The sequence below is a fragment of the Pseudoalteromonas marina genome (assembly GCF_000238335.3).
GTDB lineage: Bacteria > Pseudomonadota > Gammaproteobacteria > Enterobacterales > Alteromonadaceae > Pseudoalteromonas > Pseudoalteromonas marina.
Genome location: NZ_AHCB03000005.1, coordinates 546455 through 564091 on the forward strand (window position 1 = coordinate 546455; position 17637 = coordinate 564091).

Consider the following 17637-nt stretch of genomic DNA (forward strand, 5'->3'; position numbering starts at 1 on the left):
TTCTCTCCTAACATTAAAAATGTATGTAATATCCTAATTGTAACTGTGTATCTGAGTTACCGACCTTATTACTACTTTGGTAACCGAGCTGTAATTTAAATAAATCATCACCAAGTACTGACCATCCAGCACCACTGGAAACAGACACATCAATTGTATCGTTCAGTGTTTGGTAGCCTGTACTTATGTCAAATAACCAAGACGGACTGGCACCCAAGTATGGGGGCGTTAATGAGCCTGTTGAGGCAAACGAAGTACCTAGGGCAAAACGCCTAAAAGGTTCAATAACTATGCGTCTGGGTCTTCTATTTGTATTAATAGCAGTATTTACTGGGTCAAAGTCTTGCCATTGCGCACTAAAGTAGGCGTTCCAAATGGGGCGATCTTTTAAAATACTGTATTGGTAGCGTGCGTTATATTCTTGTCCATTAACGAGTGTGCTGTCGTTGTCTCTACGCGTGAACGACATAGCAGCTGCTGATAGCTGCACGCTTTGCCTGTTATCAATATTATAATTTATATAAGCCGTGGCTTTATTAAGTTGCGCATAACTTAGTAACACTTCAGATTGGCGGTTTTCGGCGTTGTATTGTAAGTTTACGCCAACCTGAGTACGCGCATCCCACTGATAACGAGAGTCTAAACTTAAGCCTTGTCGGCTAACAATATCGCCCTGATGCGTATCAACTTTTGCATTAAAAGCCCACCGGCCAAACGTCATTGTATTTTCTATTGCGAACAGCAGTCCGTTATTACCAAGGTTTTGCTGATCGCTAAGGCTCAGTTTCCACTGGCCTTTTGCATAAGGAAAATACACATTTATGTCGTATTGCGTACTATTTAGCCCGGCTTGCGGTGATAGATTTACTTCAAATGCGCGAAAGTAAGCTGTGCGCGCGTTTCTTAAAAAGCCTAGCTGAGCTTCACTTGGCTCGTTAATTAGCTCTTCATACCAACGTTGCATAGTTGCATAAGGTTGGTTCAAGTATAAAAGCGCACTTAACTGATCGTTTTTGCCAAGTGTATTTGTATCAAATAATTGTTTTACTTTACTAAATTCACCTTGAGTCATGTACAGCTGAAGTGCTTGCCAGGGCTCAAGTTTTTGCGCAGCACGGCGTGATAACCACCAGTTTGCTTGTGCTGTGCCTATGGTTTCAGGGGCTAACTCATCGAGTGTGTTTAGCTGCATTAAATGTGGCATAGCCATAGCGCCAGCCCATCTAAACATAAGTCCTCGATATGCATATTTATCTTTAGGTAAATGCTGAAGAAGATAATGATTAAGCTCTGTGGCGTTGGCGTAATAGCCAAGTTGTTTCATTACATCGGCTAAGTTTACTAATGTGGTTAAGTCGCTAGGCTCAGCTATCGCTAGTTTACGTAAGTAAAAATAAGCACTGTTATATGACTTTTCATAAATAGATAAGCTCGCTAAAAGTTGACCCCACGCATATGTTGGGTTGTTGTCAGCATAGTTATTTAAAATACGTTTAATCATGATGCTGTCGTGCATTTGCAGTGCTAACCAACCTTGCACAAGTACTACGTCAGGATTGTATTCGCTCAGTTTTGCGGCGCGGTTGAGCGTTGTATACGCTGAATTTAAATCGCTCTGATTTTGATACCAGCTAGCAAGCGTTAACCAAGCAGGGTATAGCGCCTTGTTGTAGCGTTGCTTGTTCAGTTCGTTATAGACTCGTTCAACGGCGTTTGAATCGTTTATTTGCGTACTTAAATTAGCAATGTCAATTAGCTGACTTTCGCTCAGCGAAGATTGCTGCCATAAATGCGCAAGTAACGCTTTGGGGTTGCCTTCAAAGCGTATTTGCTGGTACTGCAATAAATCGCTTTCGCCTAATTTACCCAGTGATTTAAGTTGTTCAAGGGCATAAAGCTGTTCTTTTTTATCATTTACCCTGAGCGCCATGTCAACGCGAGCACTCCAAAACTCGTCGTCGGTACTTTGCTGTTTTTGCTTTAAAATGGTTAGTGCCGTGTTAAAGTCGTTATTTAACCAAAACGCACGGGCTAGCCACATTAAATCTTCTTCGTTTTTGGGGCCCTGATAAATAGGCCATAAATTACGTAAACCGCTTAAGTTACCTGTGTCATGTAATACTTTTGCTTTCCAATATTGTGATAATACACTTTTACCGTTTATGCTTTCAAAACGCTCTATGTGCTTGAGCTCTTGTTTGGCATCGCCAATAAACTCGTTGGTTTGCATCCATTTAGTAAAGCCATTGCCTTTTAGTTGCCTATTTTTAGCTTTGTAAGCGTAAATGTCGTTAGCGTCTTGGTACAAGTATAAAGCCGTTGCATCGTTAATACTGTCTGTAAGCATAGCTGCGGTAACGGCTTTATTTATCATTAACCATTTAAATTCTTTGAGTGCAGCTTTTGGCTTATTAAGCCAGCGCTTTACTTTCCAGTTAAGTAAATGAAGATCTTTATCGTTAGGTTTTTGTTTTAGTAGTTTAGAAAGCAATAATTCAGCGCCGTTAGCATCGCCATTGGCTAAGTGAAGCTGCATTGCCTGTGTTAAATACTTAATATTGTTAGGCTCTTCTTGCAGCAGTTTTGTAGCTGCAATAATTGCATCTTCTTTATTGCCTGCTAAGTCAGCAAGATAAAGTGTGCGCTTTATATTTGATTGATCTCCATATTGCTTCCACCACGCATAAGCCTGCATCGCTTCGTTTGCACCCAGTGCGGTTTCAATGGCTTTTTCGGCTATTGTTTCGCTCATGTTATTTTTGTAAAGCAGCAACGCTTTTGCAGGTTGGCCTGCGGTTAACCAATAATCAGCGGCAATTAACGGCTTTTTGTGTGTTTCATAATATTGTGCAAGCTTTACATTCAAGCCGAGTGCTTTAGCTATGGTAAGAATGTCTTCGTTCCATGGTTTATAGGCACTAACCTTTAATGAAAGTTCTTCAAATCGGTCATCTACATTGGCACCACTTGCAAGCCATAATGAGTAAAGTAACTTTATTTCAAGTTCTGTTTTACGCTTACTTTTTGGCAGTTTTTCAAGCTCATTAGTTGCGTTTGAATATTCACTCAATGCTATATGAAGTTCAGCCAATTTAGCGCGCAGCTTTTCATTGTTAGGGTCAGTATTAAGTGCAGCATGCAAGTATGACTTTTCAAACGTGTAGTCTTGTGAAAGTGCGTCGTCTTCAAAAAATAAGGTGTGCGGAAATAGTGCATATAATGAAAAACAGCTAACAGCGAGTATTGTTAAAATTGTTTTTATAGAAACTAAATGAGGGCGCTTTTTGGTATTCATTACTTAGCAACCCCTGTGCAGTTTAAATAACCAAAAAAATCACCTGCAGGCAGTTTAAAGTGGGTTATTTTCCCACGAGTGATACCTTTATACCTTTTTCCCATGTGAGATATAAATTGGCATGAGCGGGCATTCACTAAATCAAGTGTTGCAGGTATCCACGCTTTAAAAGTAACAGCGCCATTTACTTGCCATGTATCTATTACTACATTGGCAGAGGCTAAATAAGGGGCATTATCTTTTTGGCTATGGTCAAAACTAATACGCGAGATACCCTCATTAGTGTGTATGTAGTTGCCTTGTTGCGTTACTCCTAGCAGCCCATCGCTTTGTGATATGTTTGCAATATCAAAGTCGCTTGGTATACGAAGGGTGCGAATATTTTTTGAGCTAAACAACCAATCTCCTTTACTATTTTTAGCTAAGGCAGAAAAGTAAAAATCTTTCGCAATTTTTGCATAGTGGCTTAAGTACACCGGTGTATTAGGTCTTTGTAATACATAGTCAATATTATGCTTTAGGGCATCAAGCCCTGCAGGAACTTCGCCAGAATAAAAATGATAGTAAATAGTATAGGGCTTTAACCTGTATGGCTTTTCGGTTATTTCAAAGGTTTCTGTTAGTCGCTTAAATCCGTAATACGGGCCATGCCATAAATTAGTGTATACGTTTTCGTTCAGTATTGGCGCGTAAATTTGATACAGTAAATCACCCTCAGGGCGCGCAATCGGCGATATATGTGAAAGGCTTGGGTTATCACCATTTACCTTAGTATTACCACCATTTACGTTTAGTACGCCAGCATTGCGCGCTATTTTTAATGCGTCTGGCCCAGGTGTAGCATCGCCAGACCATAGCATAAGCACTGTTTTTTTTCCTTTAGGTACTAGCCTTTCATTAATATAATTAATGGTGCCGGTAATTTCTTTTTCTAAGCTAATTGTGTCATAGCCAGGTACATCTAAGTGAAACCCATAGTCAGTATTTTCTTCATCAATCTCTTTTCTGCCAGAAAGCGCGGTCCAAAAGTAAGGGTGACTATAAGTATGCGAAGCGACCTCTACATAGGGAAGTTCAAAAATACTGCGCGCAATTTTTTCTAGTTTTTTACTGTGCTTAGCATGAATTCCTCCAGGCTCTATATCAGCCTGAATAATAGAAGATGTAATGGGAAGTTTATAAGGTTTAATAATGTCATCGCGAATGACCTCTGCGGCATACGGGCTGCCGTCAAAGTGTGCAATGCTGGTAAAGCCATCCCCATCTATATGCATAGTAAGCATACGCCTGCCACTTTCGGTCGTTGTATCGGGTGCTAATATAGCGGGTAACCCCATGGCTTTAGTAAGCAGTGTCAGTGGGTCAATAACCCAATTACTACCTTCCATTGGGAGCGTATCAATCAGCCATGGGGCAACAATAACTGCGCCATATTTGGTTTTGGCGCTTTGTACAACTGTGCTGCCATCAGCCGCTTTTATATCAATAAGAGTGGTAGCTTCTGGCGCTAATTTTAATAAATAAGGTTTGGTAATGGCAGGCGAAGAGCTTGACTCACCTTTTAACCATGGTGCTAAATAGTTAAGTTCATAAGGCCCTGGAGGGGAGCTGTTAAGTGTTTCCACGCCTAATGCGGCTAATAATTTAGCTGATTGTGGTAGCTCACCTACCACTAACTGAGGCACGGTACCTAGGCTAGCTTCGAGCCAATTTATTACACTTGGGGAGTAAAAGCCCCCCATGTTTGTCCATGAAACAATTCCAGCATGTAAACTTGGATCAACTAATGGCAACTCTCGTTTTGCTATATCAATGTAGTCAGGAATATAACCTAAATACTCAATAAGAGTGGCTAGCTTTAAATGAACTGTAGAATAAATAAGGGGTTTTAAGTCACTATTGTACGGAATAAGTACGCGCCTAGGCACGGGGCTAATAGTTGATGTTCCCCAGGTTTGTAAATGCCCATCGGTCACCCAAGCACTAAACCCAGAAGCGATAATTTTTTCAGCCATTACAAGGCGTTTGTCAGGTTTTGCATAGTCAATTACTTGAACATTAAAACCTAAGCTTTGCGCTTTTTTAAGTTGAGTTGTTAACCATGCTTGATCGTTCTTAGAGGTTAACTTGTAGCTATTATCAAGTGGATTAAAGTGGCTAAATAATCCCTCAGCAACTAAGTCGGTTGCAAGGTTTTGTAGGCTTGGCAGTAATTCAAAGCCACGATTGAGCACTAATTGCTTTTTAAATACTAAAGACAGATCTTTTATTATTGAAACTAATCCAGCTTGCTGCGCTAATTTATCGTAACGTTCGTTATCTAATAATTGATAGCTATCAAGGGTGTCTAAAAACAACCCACTAAAGCCACGTTCTTTTAATATAACAGCCGAGCTATTTAATTGTTGTTGCCATTGCTTTGAAGTTAAATCGGAAATGTAGCTATTCCAATTTGGGTTTGTAGTAAGTGAATAGTCACTTTTATTATATGATTCGCCAATGCTCAAATAAGCATAAACAGCAATGTTACGTTCTTTAAACCAATTTAATTCATGCTCAGTCACTAACTCAGGTTGCACAACAACGCGTGAGTAAAAAGTCATTTCAGCTAAAGGCATTGGGGCTGAATAGTAAAAAGCGATGCTGTTATTAACGGGCTTTGCTAGTAACTGCGCTGATACTAAAAGCAAAAGCCATAAAATATATTTCATTAATGATTCGTTATGTTAATTTTAAACTATTGCTCAAAGGAAAGCATTTCGAGGCTTTTCTAGTTATTTTGTATTAGTTATTAAGTATTATTATATGTTAACAAAAATAAAAGGTCTATCATGTTGTTTTAAATTTATACTAAATTAATCTATTATTTAGGTGGTGTTATTATTGCAAGTTAATGAATTTAAATAAATAAAACCTTTAAGAAAGGCTTGGATTTTAAACGAGATTTGTAAAGAAATGTAAGTTTTTATTGTCAGTTCTGGATAAATTTAAAAGCCATTTCGCTTATAAAATGGCCTTTAAAAAGTTTATTGTTTTAAATATTAATCATTACCTAATACAAATCATGTTTCTTCCTTGCGATTTAGCTCTGTACAAAGCGCTGTCGGCGGCACACATTAATGCTTCAGATGTTCTATATTGGTTATTGTATTCACACGCTAAGCCTTGGCTAACACTAATTTTAACGTTGTCAGGTAGGCCTATTTCTCTAAAGTTTAAATTTAAAATTCTATCTTGAATACGCTTGGCTATCATCTCAGCGTTTGAAATATGAGATCGCGGTAATACCACGGCAAACTCTTCTCCACCATATCGGGCAACTAAGCTGTCTTTTGACGGCAGGCATTCTTCAATTGTTTTTGCTACTTTTTGCAAGCATTTGTCACCTTTTACATGCCCAAAGTTATCGTTAAATAATTTAAAATAATCAATATCAATCAATATAAAACTTAATGGTTGCTTGTTCATTAGACATGTTTGCCAATCTTTGTGGATTGTTTTTTCTAACGTTCCACGATTTGCAATACCAGTTAGGTGATCGAGCTTTGAAAGTGTTTCGAGTACTTTATACTTTTTTATGTGTTTAGAAATGTCATGCATGATGCAAATAAATAAAGGAGTATTATTAGTTGTTGCTGGTGGAATGCATGAAACCGAAAGTTCTACATCTAAAAAGTTACCATTAGCTTTAATTATTTTTACTTCTTTGGGGCCATGATTTAGCGGCGTTTGATAATTGTTTTTCCAACTTTCAAACATGTATTCGTAATCGTCACGGTATTGCTCTTGTAAAAAATGCTGCCACTTTTTACCAATTAATATATCTGAAGGAACATTAAAAAATCGTGCAGCTACCGGGTTTACCGATTCAAAAACACCTTGTGCATTCACAATAAATATAGCATCGGCCATCACGTTAGTGACATTAATAATCGCGCTTATTTTTTCATTGTTAACACGTTCAGAAAGGCTGTTTACTAATGTTGATACAGCGATATTTTCGTTATTTAGTTTGCTGTGTTGATTATTGTTAGACATGGCAGTTGCTCATTTTTATTGTTAATGAAACTTGATGTCTAGCAGTGTATTCAATTTATGGGTTTTAAACCTTTCGGTAATCTTCTTTTTTAAGTTGTTGTTTTATTAGTTATTATTGGTTGATAGCTAAGAGGGGGGGGGTATAAATTAATTACACAGGCATAAATTAGTCCTGTGCAATTTAGAAATTAATTGTTGTTAATTAAAGTTCTTTTTCATTTTCAACTTGCGGATCAGCGCTTTTATAGGCTCTGCCATTGCACTCAACGTTAAATACTAAACAGGCAGTGCCTGGGTTTTCATCGGTATCGATAATGGTAATTGTACGGCCGCTATCGCTTACTTTACAGCTGAAGTTCTGGGCGCAAGGCGTTTCTTTATCGACATCAGTAATAGTAGCGCCGGTGAATAAAAAACCTTTAGCAAGCGTGGCTTCATCTAAACTGTAAATGCCTGCGGTTTCGGTTCTAACAACTCCGCCGCCAGTCACTTCATTGCCATTTATAGAGTATGTAAAGTTAGCTTCGCCGTCATTGCCTAGCACAATGTTGACTGTAAAGTGAATTTGCTCTTGAGTGTTATTCATATTATTTCCTTTTGTATTTATGGTTATAGTTGAAAGTTGTTGATGCCTAGTTTAACTAGGCGTGCTTTTGTTTTGGATATTTCGTTTGCACGATTTAAGCAGGTATAAGCTTGCACAATCGGGTAACTTATCTGAATGCTTAAACTTGTTTTTGTTGTTGCGGCAATAGCATTAACAGCGCTTAAGCAAAACTCACTTATTTTTTCATTATTAAAAGCTAATTTTGCTTTTAGTAAATTGACTCTTGTATGGATTATATTGTTTCCAGTTTGCATTTGATTAGCTATTTGTTGTTTATAGTCTTCACTATCTTCAAGTTCTGCTAATAATTTTTCTGCCTTAGATCTTAACTCCCTATCACTAAAATAGTGAATAAGACTTATTTGTGTATTAATTGCAAAGCTATTTTTAAAGCCTTGAGCTTTCAAGAATTTGATAATATTTATAATTCGCTTATCAACGTTTTTATTATTTGAAAGTACTAACTGGTGGGCCAGAAAACGATAGTAAGCACGCTGAAAATATTTACTTTTTGGATCTTGAAGTCGAGCTTTGTCTATTGTTTTCGTCGCTAGCTGCGCTTTTTCGTAAGCATCTCGTTTATTAGGAAGATAACTCAAAAGATAACTCTGCTGAATATAAATATTTGCAATGCTTTTAAATAGACCTGCGTCTATTGGGTAGCTAATAAGCATATTATTTAATTCGTCTGATGCATCTTTATAAATGCTTAGTGCTGCATTAAAGTTACCTAAACTCTCTTCTGTTTTTGCTAGCCAGCTGATTGTGTCAGCCTTATCACGTAATAAGTTTTTATTATTGGGTTTAAGCTCAAGGGCTTTGTTTTTAAGGGCAAGCGATTTTGTAAAGCGTTGTTTCGCGGCTGTGTAGTCAAATTTCTCTGTGTATAATGACCCCAACGAATTATGTGAATACGACAACTCCATAATGGCATTAAAATCATTGGGTGCTAACGAATACATTTTCTCACTGTAGACATGATATTTCTTAAATAATGGCTCAGTAGCAGCGTAATCACTTTTATCATAATGGAGCTGGCCGAGCCAAAAAGCATTGGCACCGGCAAGCGTGAGTAGTTCTAAATTGTTAGGCTGTATTTTTAAGAGTGCTTCAAGGCGAGTGCGGGCGTTTTCAAAGGCGGTGAAGGCCTCAATGGTTTTCCCGCGGGAATAGGCCACTTCCCCCATGGCTTCGAGAGTTTGCGCGTACTGAAAGCGACTTTTAAATTCGGCTTGTTGACTGCTAAAGTTAAATAGCGAGCTTGGTTCCTCAACTTGATTAGTAAAATACTCAAGTGCTTTATTACTAATGCCATCCAGTAAATCCATACGCTTTACGCTGCGTAACTTGTCGGCAAAATCACCTACCATAAACCCGAGTAAGCTTTCGGCTTCTTGGCGTTTTTGCTGTGCAAGTTGCTGTGCTTGAAAGCTGGTAAAACTCATAAACAGGGCTACGCAGGTAAGTAAACAAAGCAAAGCGACCGTGCCACGTTTTATGGTTGTTTTTGTTTTACTATGCTTAAGAGAGCTGGCTATAAGGGCGTGTTCGTCATCGTCTAATTTAAATAGCTTATCATTAAGTAATAGCTGCGCTTCTTGTAGCGGTTTACCTGACGCAAGGAGGTAAGCACTACTTTTATCCTCATCTATCCAATTTTGTGCTTGGTGTTGTAAGCGGCTTTTTATTGCTAATGCATCTTTGTGATCGCTTATCCACTGCTTTGCTCGTGGCCACTGGCGTAATAAGGCTTCGTGCGCAAGGCTAAAACAGGCTTCGCCATTTTGTAAGTGCGATACAAATAAGCGGCTGTCTACCATGGCTTGTACAAGCTCTTTTTGGCTGATGTTGGTTAATGCTTGCCAGCGGGCTGCGCGGCTAGTGACGGTTTTACCGTCAGGGTTTAGCGTTACTAATTGCGATAACACGCTTTTTAGTTGCTGCTGTTGCTCGTTACTAAGGGCAATAAATACATCTTCTGCCTTCTTACCTATGGCGCCCTCAATACCACCGAGCTTTGTGTAAATACTGTGCAGTAGCTCGTTGTTATCACTGCGCTGTAAGTACAGCTCTTGCAGAGTGTATTGCAGCATGGGTAATGCATCGGGGTTATTGGCGGTGTCGGCGCAGAGTATTTCATCCAGTGGTGTTTTAGTGTGTGGGTCTTGTGAAAACGTTAAATTAGCGGTTATTGCTGGCATGCGAATAATTTGTTGTAGTTCGTGCCGGTTTGGTGGTGTTAAGTCGTAATGTGCGCCATGAGCTTTACCTGCCATAAGGCTTGGTTGCTCAACAACTAAAGGGTAAAAGTCGTTTCTACATGCACTGAATACAATGACTGCTTTAGACGTTGCTAAGCGTTCAATAACCGATAAAAATTGGCTACGTGTTTCGTTATCAAATAAAGGTGATGAAAGTAGGACCTCTAAACGATCTATGAACAAAAATAATTTCGGGTTTTTGAGTGTTGTTACCGTTTTAGTTAGGGCATTTGTTAAAGTATGAATAACGTTATTGGTGTTTTGCGTTAATTGCTGGGCGAGTGTTTCGGCACTTAAACCATCAAATACAGGAAGGTTATTTATATCCCAATCAAGCATGGCAGACGCTAAGTCTAAATAAAGTCGACTGTGGTCAATATCTGCAAAATCTAGTTGAGTATACGAAACAACACCAATCCCGTTGTAGCCGCGCTCATCAAGCAGTTTAGGTAAAATGCCTGCGTTCACTAAGGATGATTTTCCAGTACCACTTGGACCTAAAATTAAGCAAAAAGCGCGACCAAAATTCACTTGGCTAGCCACTCTTTCCAATAAAGTGGTAATAGCCTGATTTCGGCCAAAAAACAGGTGATTATCGGTTGTATTATAAGCGCTTAATCCTAAGAAGGGAGAGCCACCTTGCCAGCTTGTTACTTTGGGGGCTTCTTCACTTAAAGGAAAGTCTAACTTTGCAATAATACGGTAGCCACGTTTTCTTATTGTTTCTATGTATTGTGGTGCACTTGCTTTATCGCCAAGAGCTTTACGTAACTGTGTGATTGTTTTATGTAACGGATTATCACCTACTTCAATATTTTTCCAACAGTGGTTAAGTAGTTCGTCACTGCTAACAAGCTCCCCTTTTTTTGAGCATAAATAGATCAAAACATCCATGGCTTTTGGTTCTAGCTGCTTGTTTTTACCAGCATGTTGAATGCTGTTTGATAGGGGGCTTACCTGCCAATCGCCTAAATAAAATGGGCTGAGGTTCATAGTGACTCATTGTTGTTTTTGCTGATCTAAATATGTATCGGCTTGTTAAGCTGTAACTTTATAGTACAGAAAAAATGGCAAACCAGTATGGCTTTTAGTCAGTGGTGTTGAGTTATTTTAACGCCAGCCCTTGGCTAGACCAGCGTTGTATTTACAGTTATAGGTCGTTTTTATTTATGGTAACAACACGTTGCGGGAAAGGAATTTCGATATTGGCGTCGTTAATGGCTTTGTACACTCCACCGTTTATAGCTAACTTTGTTTCTATAATTTTCGTGGTGGGTACCCAGTATCGGTAGCTAAGGGTCACACCGCTATCGGCAAAGCGCTCAATGCCTATTTGCGAGTGCGGGTTTTGAGCAACTAACTCGTGTGCGTTGAGTACCTCTTCAATAAGATTAATTGCGGTATCGGCACATGCGCTATAGGCAATATCTATTTCACCCTTAACTAACGAGTAACTAAATGAGTTATGAATTATTTCGCCCATTATATGTTTGTTAGGGATGGTGATTTCTACTTTTTCTTCATCTATTAAAATGGTGTAGCCAAGCTCTATTGTTTTAACTTGACCGCTTACATTTTTAACTTCAATAGTATCGCCAACTACAAAAGGGCGTGTAGCGATAATGGCAAGGCCAGCACCATAATTAGACAGCATGCCCTGTAGTGCTAAACCTGCACCCAAAGAAGCTGCACCTATTGCCGCCACAAAGGGAGTAACACTTATCCCTATCTTGCCAAGCGCTATAATAATAACCATAACAATAAGCAGTACTTTTACAACACTACTAACAAAGTTTGTAAGCGTAATATCCACATTATGGCGAGTCATTAAATTGGCGACTATTTTAGATAGTTTTTGTGCTATCCAAAGGCCAATCAACAATATAAAAACAGCCCCTACAATTTGCATGCTGTAGGTAACTAAATACTCAGTGAGCATATTGTAATACTTTTCAAACTGTTCGATTTCAGAACTGATCATTATGGGCTTTTAACTCGTGTAATTAAATTTTTGTAAACTATAGCAAACTGTTTACTAAAAAAGGATAGAGGAGTGGGACTATTATGGCCGTTAGCAATGCACTGAGCGCCATAGCTACTGATGAAAATGCACCTATTTTAGGGTGTTCAGCAAGTGCCGCTGCTGTCCCAATAGCGTGGCAGGCCGTCCCCATAGCAACCCCTTGGGATTCATGACTGCCTATTTTTACTAATTTAAACAGCATGAAACCAAATAATGCCCCTAATAAGCCAATAAAAATAACCATAGCGGCGGCCAAAGAGCTGATCCCCCCCAACGAATCTGTAACAATTAACGAAATAGGCGTAGTGACGCTAAGTGCCGCCACAGAGGCACTTAACTCAGAAGGAACCTTAAAAAATACACTTAATAAAAAAGCCACAAAAGTTGCATTTACAATACCTAGACCGCAAGTACCTAGTATGAGTAATAGATTTTTACGTACATGAATAAACTGCTGATACAAAGGTAGCGCTAATGCGACAATGGCGGGCTCTAAAAGCCAGCTTAGTAGCTGGCTATGATGGGCAAACTTGGAGTAAGGCAGGTTTAAGTTAATCAATAACAAAGCAATAACGGCAATACTTAAAAAAACAGGGTTTGTAATTGACTTTAAAGCACTGCTTTTCATGCGTACGTTAAACGCCCTAAGCAGTAAAAACAAAGCAATAATTATAGGAACACACAACCACCAAATGTCAGGCTTTAATTCAGTCATTGTTTTTTCTGCTTTTGAAAAAAACCATCACTGAGCTAACTAGTAATAATGTACTTGCTGGCACAATAAAAATAACAGACATTAAAAAAGGCCAATTAGATTTTATAAGGTTTAGGTGTTCAATAAAGCCAACGCCAGCGGGAATAAAAAAAATAGGCATAACATTTAAAATTGGGGAGGCACAAGGCTTTAGGTGTTGCTCTTTTACTATGCCTGCTAGCAGCAACACCAATAAAATAACCATAGCGAGTAAAGGTGCAGGAAAGCTGCCTCCTGTATAATACATAATAAGTTTAGCGCAGGCTAAACACAGCAAAATGATTGCGCTACTTAATAGGTATTTCATCATTATTACTCAATTTAATAGGGTGCATTTAGTTTAACAATCAAAAACAGTGTGTACATTGTGCCTTAGTATTACCGATATTAATGCATTACCACCGTTTGGCGTTTTTGTATTTTATATCGGATTTACCTTTTGCTTTTGCAATGGCTTTTTTTGTATTTGGGTTTGCTAGTAAACGAATTTGACTCCAGGTTTCTTTTGCGAGTATTTTTCGTTGCCGTGACTTGTAGCTTAATTGAGTAATACGTTTTATGGCAGCTAGGGTATCGGGTGAGCGTTCAAGCAATGTACTCAGCAGTGTTTGGGTTGCAAGTTCGGTGTTGTTTGTCAGTTGTGTGACCAGTCCAAGCTCGTTTGCTTGCTCTGCAGTTATAGGGTTCGCATGGCTTGCAAGTAAAAGTGCTTGGTCGCGTTTAACTAGTCCGCCCATCATTACATTTGCTCCCATGTCAGGACAAAGCCCCCAGCGGGCTTCCATAATAGCTAGCTTGGCGTCATTGTGAACAATTCTGTAATCAGCTCCTAACGCTATTTGTAAACCCCCACCTAAACAATTGCCATTAATTTGTGCAATAACAGGTACGCTTAACGACTGCCAACCCAGTACAACTTTTTGGGCTAAGTTTTGGTTGCCGGGTAACCACTTAAACAGTAATTTTATGATATTTAAAGGTGAGGCCATAACTGCGGCAATATCAAGCCCTGAACAAAAATGATCGCCATCCCCCTTTATAATTACCGCACGAATAGTACGATCCTTTTTTATATTTTTAATCGTGTTATTTAACGACATAAACATGGCAAAGTTTAATGCGTTTTGTTTATCAGCTCGACTCAAGGTAACCGTTGCAATACCTTCTTGCTTTTCTAGTTTTATCATTATTAACTCCTCTGACCTGTTGCTTGAGCTTATGCGGTTAGAAAGGTGAAGTAAAGTGATGTAGTTTTTAAAATAGATTGAATTTATTTGTAAATGAGCAGTCTGAATGACTTGGTTTTATTTTGATAATTAACAAAGTGTGGTTTGAGGTTAAAAAAGTCAGGTTTTTAAACGCTTTTTTATCAAATAGCTAATCAGATTTGATAACATACCGCCAATTATTAAGGTTAAGGTTACGCAACTATGTCGGGTCCACGTTTATTTACAATCGAAGAAGCAACACATCAAGCTTATGATATTTTTTTAGAGTTAGCACCGAGTAACTTAAGTGATGACGACGTTGAAAACTTTAATGAATATCGAGAAGACCTTGGCTTTATTGAAGAAGATGAACCTGACGACCAGTGGCAAGATTTTGTAGCGCTTGAAATTGAGCCAGAACACTTTATTCAAGTGTTAGTGGGTTTAGAGTTTGATAATGAAGATGTGCTATTTGCAAAAATTTTAATTAGCCGTGATAAAGACGCTCCGTTTTGCCATATATTATGGAAAGAAAGTGAATAAGCTCCACTGCTTGTTTATTTTTTATTAAGTGGCGAGAGAGAATGTTGCGTAAGTATTTATTTATAATTTTTATTTTAATTAGTAGCTCTTGCTGGGCTGTTGATCCATTTGAAGATTTTCATGAGTATGGGCAGCTTTCTGACGAAGAGATCCATGATTTGCACAAAGGTGAAATGCTTTACGGCGATACTGAGTTTGGGTTTATTTTGTCTCGGGGAAATATTAATTCAACCAGCTTTAAGCTCAAAGGTAACCTGTACCAAGATTTTGAAAAGTGGCGAAACCAATTTAAAATTGACACCCTCTATAAGCGCGACGAAAATGACGACACTGGAGACAGCGACGTAACTGCAAACCGTGTATTTGTATCTGCACAAGGTAACTATAAAGTAGGCGTTAAAAACTCATCGTTCTTTATCTATGGCGATTACGAGGAAGATCAGTTTAGTGGCCTTAAATTCAAAAGTACCATTGCAACGGGGTATGGCGCACGTGTTTATCAGGGCACTAAGAACAAAGTCGATATTGATATAGGGCCTGGTCTGTATCGTTCGGTGGCTGATGAAGACTCAACGGTAAGTGATAGCGAAGAAAATAAAACCGGTTACTTACTTCGTGTTGCTATGCAATGGGAGCGACTGGTTTCAAAGCGCACTCGTTTTAATCAAGATGTGAGTATAGAGCAGTCATTGTCAGGGTTAAATTCACGATTAAAATCTGAAACTGCGCTGATTAGTCAGGTTATAGGGGCGGTGTCTCTTAAGTTTGCTTATATGTATCGTTATAATTCAAAACCCGAAGATGATAAACTTAAGTTTGATTCTGAGCTCAGTGCTACATTAGTGTATAGCTTTTAAGTATTTATTTAATTAGAGAATTATATGTATCAGCATAAACAGTATGCAGTGTTTATCTTTTTTGTTTTGACCTGGATTGGTGGCTTTGTAGCACTTGCGTGGAACTTAATAGGGGCAGATTGGCCGTTAATTATTTTTGCAGGTGTGTTGGTGCTGGTGGGCTTTTTGTTTCATGGCTTAACAGTTAAAGTTGACGATAAAACAATTAGCTGGGGATTTGGCCCGGGCGTGGCTGGCCAGCAAATTATGCTCAGCGATATTTCAGAGGCAAAAGCGGTTCAAAACTCATACAGACATGGTATTGGTATTCGAATAACGCACGATGGGTGGGTTTATTCCGTGTCTGGATTTAGTGCTGTTCAGCTAACGCTTAAAGATGACACCTTGTATAGAGTGGGTACAAACGATCAGCAAGGGTTATTAGACGCACTAAAAAAACAAAACGTACCAATGGCGCAGCCTCAAAAGCAACAAAGCGAACCCAAAGTGGTCAAACGCAATAACATGATATAAAAAAAAGCGCCTTAGGCGCTTTTTTTTGTATGTTTGAGTTAGTGGTCGTGACCACAACCCCCTTCGCCATGAACATGGCCATGAGTGAGTTCGTCTTCTGTTGCGTCACGCACTTCAAGTATTTCTACATCAAAGTTAAGTGTAATACCTGCAAGCGGATTATTGCCATCAACAATGACTTCTTCATCTTGAATATCAATAATCATTACTGATTGGTCGCCATCATCTGTTGATGCGCGAAATTGCATACCTACTTCAATTTCCATACCCTCGAACATCGATTTTGGCACAGCTTGCATTAGGTTGTCGTGGCGTTCACCGTAACCATCTTCAGGCTCAACTTTTACGCTAAGCGTATCACCAGGTTGTTTGCCTAGTAGCGCATTTTCAAGGCCTGAAATGAGGTAACCAGTACCCACAATAAAATGTAGCGGCTCACCACCGAACGAGTTATCAATGCTATTGTTATCATTATCCATTACTGAATAATGCATTTTTACCACTTTGTTTGCCGCAACGATCATAGTCATTCCTATTTATTCATCATCTAAAGAGTAAGGTAAAGGCAGAATGCTTAGCTCTACCTCAGGCGCGTGTTTTGCACGAAGTACTTGCGTTGTTTCAGTATCGTTTGGCAACACAACAAGGCCAGTTAATATATTAGTTTTTTCATCAAAGCTTTGCGCAATAAGTTTACCAGCACGGCGCCAGTTTTCACCCAGTTGTACTTCAAGTTCGGGTTCATCCAACATGCTTTCGCTTTGCCCTGATACGATATACATTGCACGCTTATTTTTACCCAGGTACTTCATGCGCGCTACAGTTTCTTGTCCTGTGTAACAGCCTTTTTTAAAGCTGATGCCACCAATAGCTTGTAAGTTAACCATTTGCGGTACATATTCGCCAATTGCATCACTGCTAAGCTGTGGCTCGCCAGCTAAAATTGCTGCTTGCTGCCATGGGGCATCGTTATCAAGCGTTAAAACGCTATCAGGGATTGCAAACTGACTATTAACCATAAGCAACACTCGGTTATCAGCCAGCTTTAATGCTTTACCGTTATCAAAGTCACACGCTATTATATTGTCGTCAAAAGCAATACCCAGCTCTGTTAAAATCGTAGATAAGTCATCACCAATAAGACCAATTAACCTGTTTGAAGACGCACTTATGTCTACTTTTGCAAATACTGCGTATTTTTTTAGCTCAACTAACGATTGTTCTACCTCAGCACTACTGCCAGATAAGTAGTAACTGTCTTGGTGAGAAAATAGCTTAAATACGCCCCAAAGTTTTCCTTTGGCGCTACAGTGGCCGGTCCATAAAAAATTGCTGTTGGTTAGTTTATTTAGATCTTGAGTAATTTGCCCGTGCAGATAAGATAATTTATCAGCACCTGTAAGGCTAATAAGTTGGTGAGATAACGGACATGCGTAAACGCTAGACATAAAAACCTTCTTTGCAATACAAATGAAGTGACATAATAACGTAGTTGCTACGTATGGTACAGACAAGCACCCGCAGGGGTGTATTTATTT

At 39.0% G+C, this 17637-nt stretch carries 14 protein-coding genes; 3 read left to right on the plus strand and 11 right to left on the minus strand.

Going from position 1 to position 17637, the window contains the following annotated elements; genetic code table 11:
- Nucleotides 1-13: 13 nt before the first annotated feature.
- The 9 genes from PMAN_RS02575 to PMAN_RS02615 form a co-directional block, all read right to left on the minus strand.
- Complete coding sequence (locus PMAN_RS02575) at nucleotides 14-3295, minus strand: tetratricopeptide repeat protein (protein ID WP_010555851.1); 3282 nt, start codon at nucleotides 3293-3295, stop codon at nucleotides 14-16.
- Entirely contained in the window at nucleotides 3295-6006 is a 2712-nt protein-coding gene (locus PMAN_RS02580) for an endo alpha-1,4 polygalactosaminidase (protein WP_010555852.1), read from the minus strand. Before PMAN_RS02580 ends, PMAN_RS02575 begins: the two co-directional genes overlap by 1 nt.
- A 337-nt stretch (nucleotides 6007-6343) precedes the next feature.
- Nucleotides 6344-7333: a sensor domain-containing diguanylate cyclase gene (locus tag PMAN_RS02585; RefSeq protein ID WP_010555853.1), complete on the minus strand. Its 990-nt coding sequence runs from the start codon at nucleotides 7331-7333 to the stop codon at nucleotides 6344-6346.
- Between the two features lie 202 nt (nucleotides 7334-7535).
- Nucleotides 7536-7919, minus strand: coding sequence for a DP-EP family protein (locus PMAN_RS02590; RefSeq protein WP_010555854.1), 384 nt, complete (start codon nucleotides 7917-7919; stop codon nucleotides 7536-7538).
- A gap of 23 nt (nucleotides 7920-7942) precedes the next feature.
- Nucleotides 7943-11194, minus strand: coding sequence for an nSTAND1 domain-containing NTPase (locus PMAN_RS02595; protein ID WP_010555855.1), 3252 nt, complete (start codon nucleotides 11192-11194; stop codon nucleotides 7943-7945).
- Nucleotides 11195-11351: 157 nt separating this feature from the next.
- Nucleotides 11352-12182: a mechanosensitive ion channel family protein gene (locus tag PMAN_RS02600; protein ID WP_008132787.1), complete on the minus strand. Its 831-nt coding sequence runs from the start codon at nucleotides 12180-12182 to the stop codon at nucleotides 11352-11354.
- Nucleotides 12183-12219: 37 nt separating this feature from the next.
- Complete coding sequence (locus tag PMAN_RS02605; RefSeq protein WP_010555857.1) at nucleotides 12220-12939, minus strand: LrgB family protein; 720 nt, start codon at nucleotides 12937-12939, stop codon at nucleotides 12220-12222.
- Nucleotides 12932-13285 (minus strand): CidA/LrgA family protein, encoded by a 354-nt coding sequence (locus PMAN_RS02610; protein ID WP_010555858.1) that lies wholly within the window; start codon nucleotides 13283-13285, stop codon nucleotides 12932-12934. Before PMAN_RS02610 ends, PMAN_RS02605 begins: the two co-directional genes overlap by 8 nt.
- Before the next feature lie 88 nt (nucleotides 13286-13373).
- A complete protein-coding gene (locus PMAN_RS02615; protein ID WP_010555859.1) occupies nucleotides 13374-14165 on the minus strand; it encodes a crotonase/enoyl-CoA hydratase family protein in 792 nt (263 codons plus the stop codon).
- Between the two features lie 243 nt (nucleotides 14166-14408).
- Here PMAN_RS02615 and PMAN_RS02620 point away from each other — a divergent pair, with 243 nt between their 5' ends.
- From PMAN_RS02620 to PMAN_RS02630, 3 genes are read left to right on the plus strand one after another with little or no spacing between them, the layout of a single operon-like run.
- Nucleotides 14409-14729 (plus strand): HI1450 family dsDNA-mimic protein, encoded by a 321-nt coding sequence (locus tag PMAN_RS02620; RefSeq protein WP_006794135.1) that lies wholly within the window; start codon nucleotides 14409-14411, stop codon nucleotides 14727-14729.
- Between the two features lie 41 nt (nucleotides 14730-14770).
- Nucleotides 14771-15586: a DUF481 domain-containing protein gene (locus PMAN_RS02625; protein ID WP_006794136.1), complete on the plus strand. Its 816-nt coding sequence runs from the start codon at nucleotides 14771-14773 to the stop codon at nucleotides 15584-15586.
- Nucleotides 15587-15610: 24 nt separating this feature from the next.
- Nucleotides 15611-16099 (plus strand): hypothetical protein, encoded by a 489-nt coding sequence (locus PMAN_RS02630; RefSeq protein WP_010555860.1) that lies wholly within the window; start codon nucleotides 15611-15613, stop codon nucleotides 16097-16099.
- Between the two features lie 38 nt (nucleotides 16100-16137).
- Here PMAN_RS02630 and PMAN_RS02635 read toward each other — a convergent pair whose 3' ends face one another.
- Nucleotides 16138-16623, minus strand: a complete 486-nt coding sequence (locus tag PMAN_RS02635) for an FKBP-type peptidyl-prolyl cis-trans isomerase (protein WP_006794138.1) — start codon at nucleotides 16621-16623, stop codon at nucleotides 16138-16140.
- A gap of 12 nt (nucleotides 16624-16635) precedes the next feature.
- Nucleotides 16636-17547 (minus strand): tRNA-modifying protein YgfZ, encoded by a 912-nt coding sequence (gene ygfZ / locus PMAN_RS02640; protein WP_010555861.1) that lies wholly within the window; start codon nucleotides 17545-17547, stop codon nucleotides 16636-16638.
- Nucleotides 17548-17637: the final 90 nt, after the last annotated feature.